The following is a 17,262-nucleotide window of genomic DNA, read 5'->3' as shown; positions in this document are numbered from 1 at the left end:
GCTCCGCCTGCAATAGCAGGCCCTGCGGATCGCCGGCCAGTTTCCCGGCGGCCAGCAGATCGCTGGCGACGAAGTCGCGCAGTTCGCTAAAGGTCGGCCGCAGCGAATCGGCCAACGGCTCCGGCAGGCTATCCAACTCCCGTTCCAGTTCATCGATGGCCTGGCTGGCGGCGCTATGGCGCAGGGCATCGCCGCTGGCGAGGTAGTCGTGGATGCTTTGCGCCACGTCGTTCTGGAATTGCTGCGACAGGCTCAGGTAGTTCGCCATCAACAGGTAGGGGCGCTCCAGAGCACGTTGCGACCACCAGAGGGTGGCGCCCAGGGCGAGGCAGACGGTGACCAGGAGCAGGGTGTTGAGGTTGGTGAGCAGCTTGAGGCGCATCTGGGCAATACCGGGGAGCGGCGGTAGCCAGACGTTATTGCGGTTTGGTTGCAGGATGATGACAAAAGTGGCGCAAGGCCACTATTTGGCCTTGCGAGTTGTCCCTGGTGTCAGCCGGAGAAGATCACCGTACGGTTCCGGCCGCCGTGCTTGGCTTGGTAGAGGGCTTGGTCGGCCTGCTTGGACAGCATCTTGCTGTCCACGCCCTCAGACCATTCGGCGACGCCGCAACTGAAGGTGCAGGCCAGGTCCTGCGGTTTGGCCGGGTAGTGGATTTCGGCGAACCGCTGGCGAATTTCTTCCAGCACCCGGAAGGCGGAGGCGGCGTCGGTGTCGGGCAGGATCACGGCGAATTCTTCACCGCCATAGCGGCCGATGTGGTCGGTCTTGCGCAGGCGCTGCTTGAGGAACAGGGCCAGGCTCTTGATCACCCGGTCGCCCATGGGATGCCCGTAGGTGTCGTTGACCCGCTTGAAATGGTCGATGTCGAGCATGGCGAAAGTCAGCGGCTGGCTGTCGCGGCGGGCACGGAAGGTGGCGTCCTCCAGCAGTTGCAGGGTATGGGTGTGGTTGTACAGACCGGTGAGGCTGTCGCGCACCATGCGGGCCTTCAGGTTGCGCGCGCGGGCGGCGCGGTTGCGTACGGTGGCGATCAGGTGGCGCGGCTTGATCGGCTTGGTCAGGAAGTCGTCGCCGCCCTCGCTCATGGCATCCAGTTGCTTGTCGAGATCGTCCTCGGCGGAGAGGTAGATGATCGGCACACTGACATAGCGGTCATTGTGGCGGATCACCTTGGCCAGCTCGGTGCCGTTGCACTCCGGCATGTACATGTCGAGGATGATCAGGTCGGGCTGGAAGTCGGCCAGGTGAGCCATTGCCTGGATCGGCTCGATGAGGGTGCGGGTGACGATGCCGGCACTGTTGAGCACACGCTCGGTATGGGTCGCCTGGGCCCGCGAGTCGTCGATGATCAGGACCTTGTACGGGTCGTATTGGGTGACGTGGGTCAGCTCCTCGATACGTTCGAGCAGGCTGGAGGCGTCCAGGGTCCCGGTGAAGAATTCCTCGCCTCCCGCACGCACTGCGGCGAGCCGGGTCGGGGTGTCGGTGTCCTCGTGGCTGAAGAACAGGATGGGCAGCTTCTGCTCCAGATCCTGCTGGATTTCCGCAGCCAACCGCAGCCCGCATCCGGCGCCGGAAAAATCGATTTCCATGACGATCGCCGCCGGATGGCGCTCGGCCATGGCGCTGCGAAAGGCGCTGGCATCGCCCAGTGCCTGCGCGTTGACGCCGAAGAACTCGAGCTGCTGGCCCAGGCGTTCGGCGCGCTCGACGTCCTGGAGCGCCAGATAGACCGGCTTGCGCAGCGGCGGCAGGAAGGTTTGTTCGAGACGGTCGCGGTGGCGCAGGCCGGTGCGCGACAGGCGCTGCATCAGCAGGTTGAGTTCGCTGATCAGCGCGCTAGTGATGCGCCCATGGTTGGCTTCGATGGCGTTCAGGCAGTGTGCGATGCCGTGGGCGAGCTGGGCGTGCCCGGCCTGCTCGAAACGCTCGGCATAGCGCAGCAGCCGTTCGTTGGCCTCGGCCAGTTCGGCCATGTGCGGGGCGGTCCATTCGCTCGACTGCAGCCGCTGCCAGACCTCCAGCACATGCCGCGCCTGATGGATCACGCGCTGGGCGAAATGATGCTTGAGGCGGTCGCGGCTGGGATCTTCTTGATCGATCATGGCCTGGCTTCGTGTAGGGGCCGTGGTTCGGCTTCTGATGGTGGCCTCATGCTATCACTTGTTCGCATGATCTGCGCATATCGATGTGTTATTGACGCCAGCGGTTCGGCGCCGTTCGTCGGCTGTTTCCCTGCCGCAGCCCGCTCTTAGTTTGCGGTGTCGCGCTGCGCCGACCGGCAGACTTCACTTATAGTGCAGCCTCTGGCCGCAACCCGTCCGCGGCGTTGCGGTCAGAACCCTGCCTGACTGATCGAAAGGACATTGCCATGCTGGACTGGAAGAACCGCGCCGGCCGTCTGCGCGACCGCGTCGACGACTCGGTGGATGATGTGCGCAGCTACTTCGGCGGTTTCTGGCTGAGTCGCGCCCTGGGGTTGCTGCTCGGTCTTTATCTGCTGATCACCCTGGTGCTCGGCTGGTACTGGAGCCAGGAGCCCGGTTTCTTCCCGGTCCAGCAGAATGCCCAGGCCGCGGCTGAGCGTGCGCAGCGGCAACTTGTGGGTGGCTACACCACGGTGGAAACCCTGAAGAAAGTCGCCAGCACCCTGCTGGACAAGCCGGGCGGCTACCTGTCCAACGACCTGGCGCCGCCCGGCCTCTGGCTGGACAACATGCCGAGTTGGGAATACGGCGTGCTGGTCCAGGTCCGCGACCTGTCGCGCGCGCTGCGCAAGGACTTCGCCCGCTCGCAGTCGCAGTCCACCGAGGACGCCGACCTGGCTCGCGCCGAGCCGCGTTTCAACTTCGACAACAAGAGCTGGGCGCTGCCCGCTTCCGAATCCGAATACCGCGAAGGGCTGCGGGCGCTGGATCGCTACCTGGCCAAGCTGGCCGACCCGAACCAGCCCAAGGCGCAGTTCTATACCCGTGCCGATAACCTCAACAACTGGCTGGGCGACGTCGCCACCCGTCTCGGCTCGCTGTCCCAGCGCCTGTCCGCCAGCGTCGGCCGGGTGCGTTTGAACACCGACGCGAAACCCGAGGAAGTGAAGCCCGGAGAAGTGCCGCGGGTGAGCGAAGAAACCGTGGAGACGCCCTGGCTGCAAATCGACAACGTGTTCTACGAGGCGCGTGGGCAGGCCTGGGCGCTGTCGCACCTGCTGCGCGCCATCGAGGTGGATTTCGCTGATGTGCTGGCGAAGAAGAACGCCACCATCAGTGTGCGCCAGATCATCCGTGAGCTGGAGGCGGCGCAGGAGCCGTTGTGGAGCCCGATGGTGCTGAACGGCAGCGGCTACGGCGTGCTGGCCAACCACTCGCTGGTGATGGCCAATTACATCTCCCGTGCCAACGCAGCGATCATCGACCTGCGCAACCTGCTCGAGCAGGGCTGATGAACGCCTGGAGCGAGCGCGAGGCGGCCCACCGGGCGGCCTCCGACGCCGAGCTTATCGCCTGGGTCGACGAACAGGACCGCCCGCTCGGCGGTTTGCCGCGCGCCGAGTTGCGCCAGCGGGGGCTGGTCGGCCGGGGCACCTTCATCCTCCTGTTCAACTCCGCCGGGCTGCTTTGCGTGCACCGGCGGACCCTCAGCAAAGCACTCTATCCCGGCTACTGGGACGTAGCCGCCGGCGGCATGGTGCTGGCGGGGGAGACGTACCTTGAGTCCGCCACCCGCGAGCTGGAAGAGGAGTTGGGCGTCAGCGGCGTCGAATTGCACGAGCACGGCCGCTTCTTCTTCGACCAGCCGGACAACCGCCTGTGGTGCGCGGTGTTCTCCGCGGTATCCGACCAACCCCTGGTCTTGCAGCCCGAGGAAGTGCTGGAGGCCCGTTTCACTGCTCCCCGCAATGTGCTCGTGGAAGCCTGTGACAAGCCCTTCTGCCCGGATTCCCTGGAGGCCCTGAGACGTTACCTCGGGGCGTAACCGCCGAGTCGGCAGGTTCTGGTACAAGCCCGCGCGCTCCATCTCTAGTGGGTCGCTGATCGTGGGTGACATGGTTTGCGCTCTGGGAAAGATCGCGGGTCGGTCTTCGGAGAATGGCGGCAATGTCACATCACGCTGGATTTCCCTTCCTTTAGTGTCCAAGGCGTACCGTTTGTCGGGGCTTCCTTTGCTCAGGGAAGTGTCATGGCCAGGGGGATATGCGGTCGCTTCTTTTTTATGGAGTTGGAAGTGAATCATGAGTCGATTTGAATCGTTGTCCCGTCGCTGGGGCGGTGCGGTCTGTGCACTGGGCGCCCTGGCTTTGCTGTCGCCGCTCGCGGCCATGGCGAAAAGCAATACGCCGGTGGGGTTCGGCTATCAGGTGACCGGTGGCGGCAATAACGCGACCGTCTACGAGGTTTCCACTGCGGAACAATTGGAAAAAGCGCTCTGCGACCCCAATAAGCTGTCCACCGATAAGCGAGTGTGCAAGGACACCACTCCGAAGATCATCAAGATCACCGGCATCATCGATTACAACGCCCCAGAACTTCGGCAGATGAAGACCGAGGGCGGGTGTTATTACTCCGACGAAAAAGTCTGTACCGCCAAGGGCGTACCGGCCGCGAAATGGGATCGTCTGGTTGCCACTACGGCTTCCTATAACGGCCATTGTGAAGGGCATACCGGGGTCAGCGTCACCTATAACCTGCTTGGCCTGAAACCATTGGCGGTCGGCTCGAATACCACGCTGATGGGCGTGGGCAAGAACTCGGGTATCAAGGGCCGGGGGCTGATCATCCGTAGCGCCAAGAACGTGATCGTGCGCAACCTGTCGATCACCGACATCAACGAACGTGTCGTTTTCGCTGGCGACGGGATTTCCATCGAGGACTCGGACGGTGTCTGGATCGACCAGAACCGCTTCACCCGGATCGGCCGCCAGTGGCTCGCCACCCACTTGGGCAAGACCACCCATATCACCATTTCCAATAACGATTTCGACGGCACCAGCGATACCGGCCAAAACTGCGACGGTGATCATTACTACGGGCTGCTTCTGGACGGTGCGAACGAGAGCATCACGATGATCGGCAACTGGTTCCACAACTTCCGTGGGCGGACGCCGAAAATCTTCCCGCCGAAGGCCGACGGCGCGCTGCCCATCGTGCACCTGGTGAACAACTACTTCCAGAGTGGCTCCTGGCATGCGCTGGACGCTCATCAGCCGGCCCGGGTACTGGTGGAGGGCAACTACTTCGACAACGTCGATACGCCCATCATAAAAAGGGCAAAGGCCAGCGATACGGGTTATCTCTTTGCGCCACTCGTCACGGTCAAGGAGCAGTGCCAGGGGTTGCTCGGCCGGGTTTGCACCGCGAATGTGATCAAGGGGGCCAACCCGAAGCCCAGCACGCTGCCGGTGAATGAGGCCTGTACCTTCGACATGACCGTGCTGGACATCATGAAGAAGACGGTCGCAGCCAGTGCTGGCGGCGATGTGAAGCCTTATCCGGCCAAGAACGTACCGCGTCGGGTCATGGCTGAAGCCGGTCCCCAGGACTGGGTTCGCTGATCCTTCGCAACACTTGCATTTGGTTGTTCGACAGAACGCCACCGATTGCATCGGTGGCGTTTCTTCTTTCGGGGGCAAAGCCGAAGCGGTCAGCCAGCAGCCTGCCGAACAGGAGCGGAGCACCGGCACTTTCTCTCCTTCCATGGGGCGAGCGGGTCATGAGGTCAGGGTGACATGGTTTTCAGTTTTTAAAGCAAGGCCGACCTTTATCGAAGAACCGCGTCAACCTCACATATGTCGCTGTTTCCCATCCATTAGCGTCCCTCCGTGACCAGCCTGCGCGGCATCTTCTGTTGGGGAGGAGACGCCCAAAAAAGCGCAGCGGTCTTCCACAATAACGATGGGGTAGAACATGAGTCGATATGATGCGTTGTCACGACGCTGGAGCGGTGTCGTTGGTATCGGTACGCTGAGTGCGCTGGCCTTGATGTCGCCGCTGGCGCTTGCGGCAAAAAGCGATGTACCGCCGGGGTTCGGTTACCAGACCACGGGTGGCAAGGGGGCCCAGCCCATCGAGGTTTCTACCGCGGCGGAATTGGAAAAGGCGTTGTGCGATCCGAAGAAACTGTCCGGCGATGGGCGGGTGTGCTACGACACGACGCCGAAGATCATCAAGATCAAGGGCATCATCGACTACAACGCCAAGGGCCTCGCGAAGATGGCGAACGGGGTCGGTTGTTATTACTCCGACGAGAAGGTATGCACCGCCAAGGGCGTGCCGCCTTCGAAATGGAGCCGCCTGCTCTCGGATAACAACTCCTACAGGGGCCATTGCAGCGGGCATACGAACGCCGGCCCCATTACCTTTAACTCATGGGGCCTGAATTCCCTGGCGATCGGCTCCAACACCACGGTGATGGGTGTGGGCAAGAATTCCGGGATCAAGGGGCGTGGCTTTGCGGTCCGCCTGGCGTCGAACGTCGTTATCCGCAACCTGTCGATCACCGATATCAACGAAAACATCGTCTTCGCCGGTGACGGCATCGAAGTGCAGGATGCGGACAAGGTCTGGATCGACCAGATCCGCTTCGCCCGCATCGGCCGCCAGTGGATCACCGTCGGTTGGGGCAAGGCCACCAATGTCACCATCTCCAACAATGACTTCGACGGCACCAGCAACATGGGCCAATACTGCGACGGTACGCATTATTTCGGTCTGATCATTTCTGCGAGAAACCAGAACGTTTCCCTCGTGGGCAACTGGTTCCGCCATTTCCGCGGTCGTTCGCCGGATATCGCACCGCCAGAGGCTGCCGGTCAGGCGCCGATCGTGCATATGCTGAACAACTACTTCCAGCACGGCACCTGGCACGGACTGGCTGCTGTCAAGCCGGCGCGGGTTCTGGTGGAAGGCAACTACTACGAGAACGTCGATACGCCGATCCTTCGTTACGGCAGCGGCGATGCGGCGAAGAATGCCGGCTATGTCTTCGCGCCGTTGGCCACGGTCACGAGCCAGTGCCAGGGCCAGCTCGGCCGGGTCTGTACCGCCAACCTGGTGTTTGGCGAGAACCCGCGCCCCAGCAGCTTGCCGAAGGCCCAGGCCTTTACCCAGGACCTGACCGTATTGGACGCCATGAAGAAAGCGGTAGCGGCCAGTCGTGGTGGCAATCTGAAGCCCTTCCCGGCGAAGAATGTGCCGCGGCGAGTCATGGCTGAAGCCGGTCCGCAGGACTGGTTGCGCTGATGCCGACACGGTAAGCGCCGGATGGCGGGTGCGCCTCGCCATCCGAATCTGCCGATACGAGCGCCGCCGCCGGGGCGGCGTTTCTATCCCACCCCGGCACCTGCCGGTGGCTCGTTGCTTGCGGTGTCGCCAATCCAATGCAGATTGGCGCAATTCTGTACTTAGCATTCGTCGCCAATGCCGGTAAACTTCGCCGCCTTTTCAAGCCGAGCCGCCCGGCTCGGTTGCGCTGCTCCTGCCTGAGTGGGGCTTCGCGGTCGGCTTTTGCTGGCCAGTCGCTATCCTGACCCCTACGAGGAAACGCCCGGTGGTCAAGAAAGCTTCGTCCTTCGCTGCCCTTGGCGGTCTGGTGTATTCCACCGACAGCGGCCGGCATTGTCCGGAATGCCGCCAGCCCATCGATGCCTGTATCTGCAAGCAAACGGCCGTTCCCGCTGGCGACGGTATCGCCCGCGTACGCCGCGAGACTAAGGGCCGGGGCGGCAAGACGGTGACCACGGTGAGCGGCGTGCCGCTGGCCGAGGATGCGCTCAAGGAGCTGGCCAGTGCGCTCAAGCGCCGCTGCGGCACCGGTGGCGCCTTGAAGGACGGTGTCATCGAGATCCAGGGCGACCACGTCGAGCTGTTGCTCGAAGAACTCGCTAAGCGCGGTTTCAAGGCCAAGAAGTCCGGCGGCTGAGTCGCCCCGGAAAACCCTCCGTTCCCGTATGCGATCGCCTTGTCGAAGGGGCGGTGGCACCGTGAGGCCCGGGTGGGTTCTAAACTCTCGGACGAGGTGCCGGTCCACACCTCACAAACGTCATTTCCCGTAATTAACCTTGTCCCGCCCACGGCATGGCGGGGCCATTCTCATCTCGACAGGGGGAACCGATGTCCGCACGACGCACGCGTAAGGACGATGGCAGCAGCTGGACAGTGGCCGACAGCCGCAGTGTCTATGGCATCCGGCACTGGGGAGCCGGCTATTTCGCCATCAACGACGCGGGACGCGTGGAGGTTCGCCCGAACCGCCAGGCGGACCAGCCGATCGATCTCTATTCGATACTCGACGAACTCCGCTCCAGCGGCCTGTCGCTGCCGCTGCTGGTGCGTTTCCCGGACATCCTGCAGGACCGAGTTCGCCAACTGACCGGGGCGTTCGACGCCAACATCGCGCGCCTGGAATACCAGAGCCGCTACACCGCGCTGTACCCGATCAAGGTCAACCAGCAGGAAGCGGTGGTGGAAAACATCATCGCCACCCAGAACGTCTCCATCGGCCTGGAGGCCGGTTCCAAACCCGAGCTTCTGGCGGTTCTGGCGCTGGCGCCGAAGGGGGGCACCATCGTCTGCAATGGCTACAAGGACCGTGAATTCATCCGCCTGGCGCTGATGGGGCAGAAGCTCGGCCACAACGTCTTCATCGTCATCGAGAAGGAGTCCGAGGTACAGCTGGTGATCGAGGAGTCGGCCGATCTCAAGGTCGCGCCTCAGGTCGGTCTGCGCGTGCGCCTGTCCTCCCTGGCCTCCTCGAAGTGGGCCGATACCGGTGGCGAGAAATCCAAGTTCGGCCTGTCCGCCGCGCAACTGATCTCGGTGGTCGAGCGCTTCCGCGCCGCCGGCCTGGACCAGGGCATCCGCCTGCTGCACTTCCACATGGGCTCGCAGATCGCCAACCTGGCCGACTATCAGCACGGCTTCAAGGAAGCCATCCGCTACTACGCCGAACTGCGTGCGCTCGGCCTGCCGGTGGACCACGTGGACGTCGGCGGCGGCCTGGGTGTCGACTACGACGGCACCCACTCGCGCAACGCCAGCTCGATCAACTACGACATGGACGACTATGCCGGTACCGTGGTCGGCATGCTCAAGGAGTTCTGCGACGCCCAGGGCCTGCCGCACCCGCACATCTTCTCCGAGAGCGGCCGTTCGCTCACCGCGCACCATGCGGTGCTGGTGATGCAGGTCACCGACGTGGAGAAGCACAACGACGCCATCCCGGTGATCGAGGACAAGGAAAGCCTGGCGGAGCCGGTGCGCTGGCTGGCCGAGCTGCTCGGCCCGACCGACATCGAGATGGTCACCGAGACCTACTGGCGTGCGACCCACTACATGAGCGACGTCGCCACCCAGTACGCCGAAGGCAAGCTGAGCCTGTCCGACAAGGCCCTGGCCGAGCAGTGCTACTTCGCCCTTTGCCGCCGCCTGCACAACTCGCTGAAGGCCCGCCAGCGCTCGCACCGCCAGGTACTGGACGAACTCAACGACAAGCTCGCCGACAAGTACATCTGCAACTTCTCGGTGTTCCAGAGCCTGCCGGACACCTGGGCCATCGGCCAGGTGCTGCCGATCCTGCCGCTGCACCGCCTGGACGAGGAACCGCTGCGCCGTGCCGTGTTGCAGGACCTCACCTGCGACTCCGACGGCAAGATCAAGCAGTACGTCGACGAGCAGAGCATCGAGACCAGCCTGCCGGTGCACGAGGTGCGTGACGGCGAGGAGTACCTGCTCGGCGTGTTCCTGGTCGGCGCCTACCAGGAAATCCTCGGCGACATGCACAACCTGTTCGGTGACACGGATTCGGTGAACATCTACCAGCGCGACGACGGCAGTGTCTATCACGCCGGCATCGAGACCCACGACACCATCGAGGACATGCTGCGCTACGTGCACCTGTCGCCGGAAGAGCTGATGACCTACTACCGCGACAAGGTAGCCGGCGCCCGCCTCAGCGTCCGCGAGCGTACCCAGTACCTGGACGCGCTGCGCCTGGGGCTGACCCGTTCGTCCTACCTGTCGTCGTAAGCCCCACCCTCGCCGGGCGACCCCATTCGCCCGGCGAGGGGCAAGGCGAATCTGGCTTTTGTAGGAGCGAGCTCGCGAACGGGGGTTACGCAAAAGCTTCGCCAGCAGAGCTGGCTCCTACGAAAAAGCGGGGTCGTCGTAGGGGCCAATGAGTTCGCCCCTATGAGGAAGCTCGGACGTTGTAACAGTCCTCAGCTACCCATCCCGAATCCCCGTGCCATGAACACCGCCATCAGCGGCATCATCAGCAGCAGCAAAAGCTCCAAGCGGATGAACATGATGACCATCTTCCCGCGCGCCGCGCTGATCTCCGGAACCTGGCCGGCCTTCAGGGCGTTGCGCCAGTTGAGGATGGTGAAGGTCGGCAGGATCGACAGCAGCGCGATCAGGATGAACAGGCTGACCTTGGCGTGGAAGAAGCCGTTCTTCAGGTAGAACTCCAGACCCTTGCCCTGCCAGAAGATGCGCAGCAGGCCGGTCGCCAGGACCACGCCGGCTGTGATGCCGAAGGCGATATCGGTGATGTACAGGCTGCGGGCGCGCGGCAGGTCCATGGGCAGCTTGAACTGCACGTGTTCCATGGTCAGCAGGGCGAACAGGACGAAGATCGACAGGTAATGCAGATAGGCGGCGATGGCGTTGGCCATGGGGCATTCCTTTTGCGTGGGTCGGTATTCGGAAGTCGGGGGCCGATCACGGCCGGGCGTCAGCACGGTACAGCGCTTGGCCGGCGCATGCCAGTACCATGAGGCAATGGAACTCTCTATTCAGGGCGAGGCGCCGAACCAGGCATCGCGCCTATTCAAACGCCAAGCCAGCAGGCCGAGGCAGATCCCGCGCAGCAGCATGAAGGTCAGGAAGGCCAGCCACAGGCCATGGTTGCCCAACCCGCTCAGGGCCCAGCCCAAGGGTGCCGCCAGGGCCAAGGCGACCAGCATCGCATCGCGCATCTCACGGGCGCGGGTGGCCCCGATGAACAGGCCATCGAGCAGGTAGCTCCACACCGCCAGCAGCGGCAGCAGGGCCAGGTACGGCAGATAGACGAAGGCCACTGCGCGCACCTCGGCGATGTCCGTCTGCAGGCGGACGAAACTCTGCCCGGCGAACAGAAAGAACAGGGCGAACGCGGCGCTGGCCAGCAGCGACCAGCCGCCCGCGACTACCAGCGAGCGGCGCAGTGCCGTACGGTCGCGAGCGCCGATGGCATGTCCGCAGAGCGCTTCCACCGCATGGGCCAGGCCATCCAGGGCGTGGGCGGTCAGCAGCAGCCCGTTGAGCAGCAGGGCATTGGCGGCGACCGTCGCTTCCCCCAGGCGAGTGCCTTGCAGGGTGACGAGGAAGAACACCAGCTCCAGCGCTAGGGTGCGGATGAAAATGTCGCGGTTCACTGCCAGCAGCGGCCGCCAACTGGCGAGGCGTCCCAGGCTGTGCCAGTCCGGACGGCCCGGATGCTCGCGCAGGGCATGGTGGGTCAGCGCCAGGCCGAGCAGGGCGCCGCTCCACTCGGCGATCACCGAGGCGCGGGCCGCGCCGGCCACACCCCAGTCGAGGCCGAGCACGAACCAGAGGTCCAGCGCGACGTTGAGGAGGTTGGTGGTCAGCAGGATCGCCAGCGGTGCGCGGGCGTTCTGCGTACCGAGGAACCAGCCGATCAGCGCGTAGCTGGCCAGCGCCGCCGGCAGGCCGAGCAGGCGGGTATGGAAATAGTCGCGGGTCAGCTCGTCGAGCGCCGCCGAAGGGCGCATCAGGTCGAGGGCGAACCCGCTGAAGGGAATCGCCAGCAGCCCGAGCAGCAGGGCGAAGCCCAGGGCCAGCAGCAACCCTTGCAGCAATACCTGGCGCAGCGCTCCGCCGTCCTCGCGGCCGCTGGCTTGGGCGGTGAATCCGGTGGTGCCCATGCGCAGGAAGCCCATCAGCCAGACCAGTAGCGTGTACAGGCTGCCACCCACCGCCACAGCGCCCAGTTGATGGGCATGGGGCAGGTGGCCGATGACCGTGCTGTCGACCAGCGCGACCAACGGCACGGACAGGTTGGACAGGATCATGGGGGCGGCCAGCGCCCAGACCTTGCGATGGGTCGGGGCGTGCCGCCAGGCGTCGTACAGCATCGTGTTTCCGTTTGAGCCCGTGTCGAGTGAGGCGAGGGCGCAACATTACAGGAGCCGGCGTCGTGGCAGAAATGGGAACGACGTCGCGTTCCGTGAGCGACCGCCCGCTTCCCGCAGCCGGCTGTCGCTGCTCTGCTGGCGCTCGGCTATAGTGTGGAACCTTTTGCACAACCCCCTTCCGGGAGCCTGCCATGCCGAAGAAAGGATTGCTTCTGGCCCTCGCCCTGAGCCTGCTCAGCGGCTGCGATTCTTCCACCCCCGAACCCTCTTCCTCCGCGCCGCCCGATGCCGTCGTCGAACAGGCCAAGCCCAAGCCGGCCCAGGACCTTGCCGCCCTCGGCAAGCGCTATGCCGGTCGCGAGCTGAGCGTGGTGGATGTGTCCGAGGTCCAGTTGGACGGCGCCAGCGCCCTGTCCGTGACCTTCTCGGTGCCGTTGGATCCGGAGCAGAAGTTCGCCGACAAACTGCACCTGGTCGACAGCAAGGCTGGCAAGGTCGATGGCGCCTGGGAGCTTTCCGACAACCTCATGGAATTGCGCCTGCGCCACCTGGAGCCTCAGCGCAAGCTGGTACTGACGGTGGATGCCGGGCTGCGAGCGGTGAACGGGGCCAAACTCGCCGCCGAGCACGTCAGCCGCCTGGAAACCCGCGACCTGCAAGCGACCGTCGGCTTCGCCAGTCGAGGCTCGCTGCTGCCGACCCGGCTGGCCGAAGGCTTGCCGGTGATCGCCCTGAACGTGGACAAGGTCAACGTCGAATTCTTCCGCATCAAGGACGAGGCGCTGCCGAAGTTCCTCAGCCGCTGGGGGCGCAGCAGCAACCTGGACAACTGGGAATCGCGCGAGCTGCTGCCGATGGCCGAGCTGGTCTATGGCGGTCGTTTCGACCTGAACCCGGCACGCAACACCCGCGAGACCCTGCTCCTGCCCATCGCCGGGCTGGAGCCGTTCAAGCAGCCGGGCGTTTATCTGGCGGTGATGCGCGAGGCCGGCACCTATAACTATTCGCAGCCTGCGACCCTTTTCAGTCTCAGCGATATCGGTCTGTCCGCCCACCGCTACCGCGATCGCCTGGATGTCTTCACCCAGGCGCTGGACGGCGGCAAGGCGCTGGACAAGGTGAGCCTGGAACTGCTCGATGGCGACGGCCGCGTCCTGGCCAGCGGCGAGACGGACGGCAAAGGCCACGCACAATTGCCGCTGACGGAAAAGGCCGACGTGCTGCTGGCCCGCCAGGGCGAACAGACCAGCCTGCTGCGCCTCGCCGGTGCGGCGCTCGACCTGGCCGAATTCCAGATCGACGGACCGCAGGCGCACCCGCTGCAATTCTTCATCTTCGGCCCGCGCGATCTTTATCGGCCGGGCGAGACCGTGCTGCTCAACGCCCTGCTGCGCGATGCCGACGGCCGCGCGGCGAAGGCCCAGCCGGTGACGGTCGAAGTGCGCCGGCCGGACGAACAGGTCAGCCGCCGCTTCGTCTGGGAGGCCGACGAAAACGGCCTGTACCAGTACCAACTGCAATTGGCGGCGGAAGCGCCGACCGGGCGCTGGCAACTGGTCTACGACCTGGGCGACGGCAAGCCGCAGCTCTACGAATTCCTCGTCGAGGATTTCCTGCCGGAGCGCCTCGCTCTGGAACTGAAAGGCAGCGATACGCCGCTCCAGCCGGGCGTGGACGCGCAATTCGCGGTCAACGGCCGTTACCTCTATGGCGCTCCCGCGGCCGGCAACCGCCTGACCGGACAGGTCTATGTCCGTCCGCTGCGCGACGCCGTCGCGGCCCTGCCCGGCTACCAGTTCGGCTCGGTCACCGAAGAAGAATTGACCCAGGACCTGGAACTGGACGAGACCACCCTGGACGCCGAGGGCAACGCCACGCTCTCGGTGGAATCCCGCTGGGCCGACGCGAAGTCGCCGCTCAAGCTGATCCTCCAGGCCAGCCTGCAGGAGTCCGGCGGTCGTCCCATCACCCGCCGTCTGGTCCAGCCGGTCTGGCCGGCCGAGCGCCTGCCGGGCGTGCGCGGGCTGTTCGACGGGGAAGAGGTGGACGCCGACAGCCTCGCCGAATTCGACGTGCTGGTGGCCGATCCAGAAGGCAACAAGCTCGCCGCGAACGGCCTGAAAGTGCGTCTGATCCGCGAGCGGCGCGACTACTACTGGAACTTCTCCGACAGTGACGGCTGGAGTTACCACTACAACGAGAAGTACCTGAACCTCAGCGAGGAAACCCTCGATCTGGCTGCCGGCGCGACGGCCAAGGTTGCCTTCCCGGTCGAATGGGGCTCCTACCGCGTCGAGGTGGAAGACCCGCAGACCGGCCTGCTCAGCAGCCTGCGCTTCTGGGCTGGCTGGCGCTGGCAGGACAACGCCGAGGGCGGCGCGGTACGCCCGGACCAGGTCAAGCTGGCGCTGGACAAACCCGCCTATGCCGATGGCGACACCGCCAAGGTCACCGTGACCCCGCCATCGGCCGGCAGCGGATACCTCATGGTGGAATCCAGCGACGGTCCGCTGTGGTGGCAGGCCATCGAGGTGCCGGCGGAAGGCAAGGCGTTCGACATCCCCATCGCCAAGGACTGGGCGCGCCACGACCTGTACGTCAGCGCCCTGGTGATCCGCCCGGGCGAGAAGGCGGCCAAGGCCACGCCCAAGCGCGCCGTCGGCCTGCTGCACCTGCCCCTGGATCGCGCCCCGCGCAAGCTGTCGCTGAGTCTGGAAGCCCCCGAGAAGATGCGGCCGAAGCAGGCGCTGACGGTCAAGGTGAAGGCGCGCAACGCCGATGGCAGCGTGCCGAAGCAGGCCCACGTGCTGGTCGCTGCGGTGGACGTCGGCATTCTCAACATCACCGAATACCCGACGCCCGATCCGTTCGTCGCGTTGTTCGGCCGCAAGGCCTACGGTGCCGACCAACTGGACGTCTACGGGCAACTGATCGAAGCCGGCCAGGGCCGCATCGCCAAACTCGCCTATGGTGGTGATGCTGCCCTGGCGGCCGGTGGCAAGCGGCCGGACACCAGCGTGCTGATCGTCGTCCGGCAGAGCCAGCCGCTGGCGCTGAATGCCGAAGGGGAGGGCGAAGTCAGCCTGGACATCCCCGACTTCAACGGCGAACTGCGTCTGATGGCCCAGGTCTGGACCGACGAGCGCTATGGCATGGCCGAGGCCAAGACCGTGGTCGCCGCGCCGCTGGTGGCCGAACTGTCGGCGCCGCGCTTCCTCGCCGGCGGTGACCAGACCACCCTGGCGCTGGACCTGACCAATTTGTCCGGCAAGGCGCAGCAGTTGAACGTGCAACTGACGGCCGAGGGCCAATTGAGCCTGGACGGCGTCGCCGCCAGCCAGCGCCTCGACTTGGCCGAAGGCCAGCGCAGCACCCTGCGTATCCCGGTTCGAGCCCTGGGCGGGTTCGGCCAAGGGCGCGTGAAGGTCGCGGTCGATGGCCTCGACCTGCCGGGCGAGAGCCTGCCGCCGTTCACCCGCGAGTGGACCCTGGGCGTGCGCCCGGCCTATCCGGCGCTGCTCAAGCAATTCCGCGCGGTACTCAAGGACGAAGCCTGGAGCCTGCCGGAAGGCACCCTGGCGCAGTTCGAGCCGGCCGGCCGCGAGGCGCTGCTAAGTTTGTCCAGCCGTCCGCCGCTCAACCTCGGCGAGCACATCCAGGCGCTCAAGGCCTATCCCTACGGCTGCCTGGAGCAGACCACCAGTGGCCTGTACCCGTCGCTCTACGCCGACGAGGCGACGCTCAAGCGCCTCGGTCTGGAAGGCGAGCCGGACGCCGAACGGCGCAAGAAGATCGAGCTGGGCATCGAGCGCCTGCTCGGCATGCAGCGCTACAACGGCGGTTTCGGCCTCTGGGGGCCGGACAGTGAGGAAGAATACTGGCTGACCGCCTATGTCACCGACTTCCTCCAGCGTGCCCGCGAGCAGGGCTTTGCCGTGCCGCCGGAGCCGCTGAAGAAGGCCAGCGAACGCCTGCTGCGCTACCTGCAGGAGCGCAGCCTGATCGAGGTGGGCTACAGCGGCAATTCCGAGCACACCCGCTTCGCGGTGCAGGCCTATGCTGGCTACGTCCTGGCGCGCAGCCAGCAGGCGCCGCTCGGTGCGTTGCGCACTCTGTACGAGCGCCGCAGCGAGGCCCGCTCCGGCTTGCCGATGGTGCAACTGGCGGTGGCCCTGCAACGGATGGGCGACCAGCCGCGCGCCGATGAAGCGCTGTACGCCGGCCTGAACATGCACCGCAACGAGCGGGACTGGTGGCTGGCCGACTATGGCAGCGAGCTGCGCGACCAGGCGCTGATCTACGCCCTGCTGGAAGAGCACGACCTGGCGAAAGGGCAGCGGGAAGAGCGGCTGTTCGCCCTGTCGGACGCGCTGGCCGGCCAGCGCTGGCTGTCCACCCAGGAGCGCAACGCACTGTTCCTCGCTGGTCGCGGCCTGCTCGACAAGCCCGAAGGTAACTGGCGCGCCGAGCTGAACGTCGCTGGCCAGACTCGCGAGATCAATCCTCAGCAACCGGGCCTCAAGCTGGACGGTGCGGCGCTCGCCGAGCCGCTGACCCTGCGCAACCCGGGCAGCGAGCCGCTCTACCAGCGCCTGAGCGTTTCCGGCTACCCGGTGGAGGCGCCTGCCGCGCACGGCAACAACCTGCACATCTTCCGCGAATACCTCGGCCTGGACGGCAAGCCGCTGAACCTCAACGGCCTGGAGAGCGGCGAACTGGTGCTGGTGCACCTCGTCGTCGAGGCCAACGAGCGAGTGCCCGATGCTCTGGTGGTGGATTTGCTGCCGGCCGGCCTGGAACTGGAAAACCAGAACCTGGCGAACAGTTCGGCCAGCCTGGAAGACGCCGGCAGCCAGGTGAAGGAGTGGGCGAACAACATGCAGAACGCCCGCCTGCGGCACCAGGAGTTCCGCGACGACCGCTACGTCGCCGCTCTGGACCTGGACGGCTACGGCAGCACGCACCTGCTCTACCTGGCCCGCGCGGTGACGCCTGGCCGCTACCGCGTACCTCCGCCCCAGGCGGAGTCCATGTACCGGCCGGAATGGCAGGCCCTGGGCGACGCGCCGCCGGTGCTGGTGGTCAAGCCACGCTGAGAGGAAAGGGGGCTACGTCCGACGTAGCCCGAATA

General features: G+C 65.1%; 10 protein-coding genes. 7 read left to right on the top strand and 3 right to left on the bottom strand.

All coding sequences use genetic code 11. The features are described 5' to 3' along the window. Positions 1-492: 492 nt before the first annotated feature. Positions 493-2,109, bottom strand: coding sequence for a PleD family two-component system response regulator (locus tag BZL41_RS12205; protein WP_095599551.1), 1,617 nt, complete (start codon positions 2,107-2,109; stop codon positions 493-495). Between the two features lie 266 nt (positions 2,110-2,375). On the opposite strand from BZL41_RS12205, the gene BZL41_RS12200 reads away from it, so the two are divergent. The 6 genes from BZL41_RS12200 to speA all read left to right on the top strand — a co-directional run bounded on the left by BZL41_RS12200 (position 2,376) and on the right by speA (position 10,023). Beyond that, the gene (locus BZL41_RS12200; RefSeq protein ID WP_095599550.1) at positions 2,376-3,443 is read left to right on the top strand and encodes a DUF2333 family protein; all 1,068 of its coding nucleotides are present in this window, start codon (positions 2,376-2,378) and stop codon (positions 3,441-3,443) included. After that, the gene (locus BZL41_RS12195; RefSeq protein ID WP_095599549.1) at positions 3,443-3,976 is read left to right on the top strand and encodes an NUDIX hydrolase; all 534 of its coding nucleotides are present in this window, start codon (positions 3,443-3,445) and stop codon (positions 3,974-3,976) included. Before BZL41_RS12200 ends, BZL41_RS12195 begins: the two co-directional genes overlap by 1 nt. Positions 3,977-4,232: 256 nt before the next feature. Then, positions 4,233-5,552: a right-handed parallel beta-helix repeat-containing protein gene (locus BZL41_RS12190; RefSeq protein WP_095599548.1), complete on the top strand. Its 1,320-nt coding sequence runs from the start codon at positions 4,233-4,235 to the stop codon at positions 5,550-5,552. Between the two features lie 352 nt (positions 5,553-5,904). Beyond that, positions 5,905-7,239, top strand: coding sequence for a hypothetical protein (locus BZL41_RS12185; protein ID WP_095599547.1), 1,335 nt, complete (start codon positions 5,905-5,907; stop codon positions 7,237-7,239). A 307-nt stretch (positions 7,240-7,546) separates the two neighbouring features. Continuing rightward, entirely contained in the window at positions 7,547-7,918 is a 372-nt protein-coding gene (locus BZL41_RS12180) for a translation initiation factor Sui1 (protein ID WP_095599546.1), read from the top strand. 191 nt (positions 7,919-8,109) lie between these two features. Further along, positions 8,110-10,023: an arginine decarboxylase gene (speA, locus tag BZL41_RS12175; protein ID WP_095599545.1), complete on the top strand. Its 1,914-nt coding sequence runs from the start codon at positions 8,110-8,112 to the stop codon at positions 10,021-10,023. Positions 10,024-10,214: 191 nt separating this feature from the next. Here speA and BZL41_RS12170 read toward each other — a convergent pair whose 3' ends face one another. Together BZL41_RS12170 and BZL41_RS12165 are read right to left on the bottom strand one after the other, a co-directional pair. Then, on the bottom strand, positions 10,215-10,670 hold the full coding sequence (locus BZL41_RS12170; protein ID WP_095599544.1) for a DUF2214 family protein: 456 nt from the start codon (positions 10,668-10,670) through the stop codon (positions 10,215-10,217). 120 nt (positions 10,671-10,790) lie between these two features. Then, positions 10,791-12,131: an MATE family efflux transporter gene (locus BZL41_RS12165; RefSeq protein ID WP_095599543.1), complete on the bottom strand. Its 1,341-nt coding sequence runs from the start codon at positions 12,129-12,131 to the stop codon at positions 10,791-10,793. Positions 12,132-12,322: 191 nt separating this feature from the next. On the opposite strand from BZL41_RS12165, the gene BZL41_RS12160 reads away from it, so the two are divergent. After that, positions 12,323-17,227, top strand: a complete 4,905-nt coding sequence (locus tag BZL41_RS12160; RefSeq protein WP_095599542.1) for an alpha-2-macroglobulin — start codon at positions 12,323-12,325, stop codon at positions 17,225-17,227. The last annotated feature ends 35 nt before the right edge of the window (positions 17,228-17,262 follow it).

This window comes from Pseudomonas sp. PIC25 (assembly GCF_002286785.1).
Lineage (GTDB): Bacteria > Pseudomonadota > Gammaproteobacteria > Pseudomonadales > Pseudomonadaceae > Pseudomonas_M.
The sequence above is the reverse complement of the archived record's forward strand: the minus strand, read 5'-3'. Positions and strand labels throughout refer to the sequence as shown.

Bases quoted from the DNA above. Each gene is read 5' to 3' on its own strand.
- BZL41_RS12205 (WP_095599551.1), bottom strand. From the start codon at position 2,109: ATGATCGATCAAGAAGATCCCAGCCGCGACCGCCTCAAGCATCATTTC.
- BZL41_RS12200 (WP_095599550.1), top strand. From the start codon at position 2,376: ATGCTGGACTGGAAGAACCGCGCCGGCCGTCTGCGCGACCGCGTCGAC.
- BZL41_RS12195 (WP_095599549.1), top strand. From the start codon at position 3,443: ATGAACGCCTGGAGCGAGCGCGAGGCGGCCCACCGGGCGGCCTCCGAC.
- BZL41_RS12190 (WP_095599548.1), top strand. From the start codon at position 4,233: ATGAGTCGATTTGAATCGTTGTCCCGTCGCTGGGGCGGTGCGGTCTGT.
- BZL41_RS12185 (WP_095599547.1), top strand. From the start codon at position 5,905: ATGAGTCGATATGATGCGTTGTCACGACGCTGGAGCGGTGTCGTTGGT.
- speA (WP_095599545.1), top strand. From the start codon at position 8,110: ATGTCCGCACGACGCACGCGTAAGGACGATGGCAGCAGCTGGACAGTG.
- BZL41_RS12170 (WP_095599544.1), bottom strand. From the start codon at position 10,670: ATGGCCAACGCCATCGCCGCCTATCTGCATTACCTGTCGATCTTCGTC.
- BZL41_RS12165 (WP_095599543.1), bottom strand. From the start codon at position 12,131: ATGCTGTACGACGCCTGGCGGCACGCCCCGACCCATCGCAAGGTCTGG.
- BZL41_RS12160 (WP_095599542.1), top strand. From the start codon at position 12,323: ATGCCGAAGAAAGGATTGCTTCTGGCCCTCGCCCTGAGCCTGCTCAGC.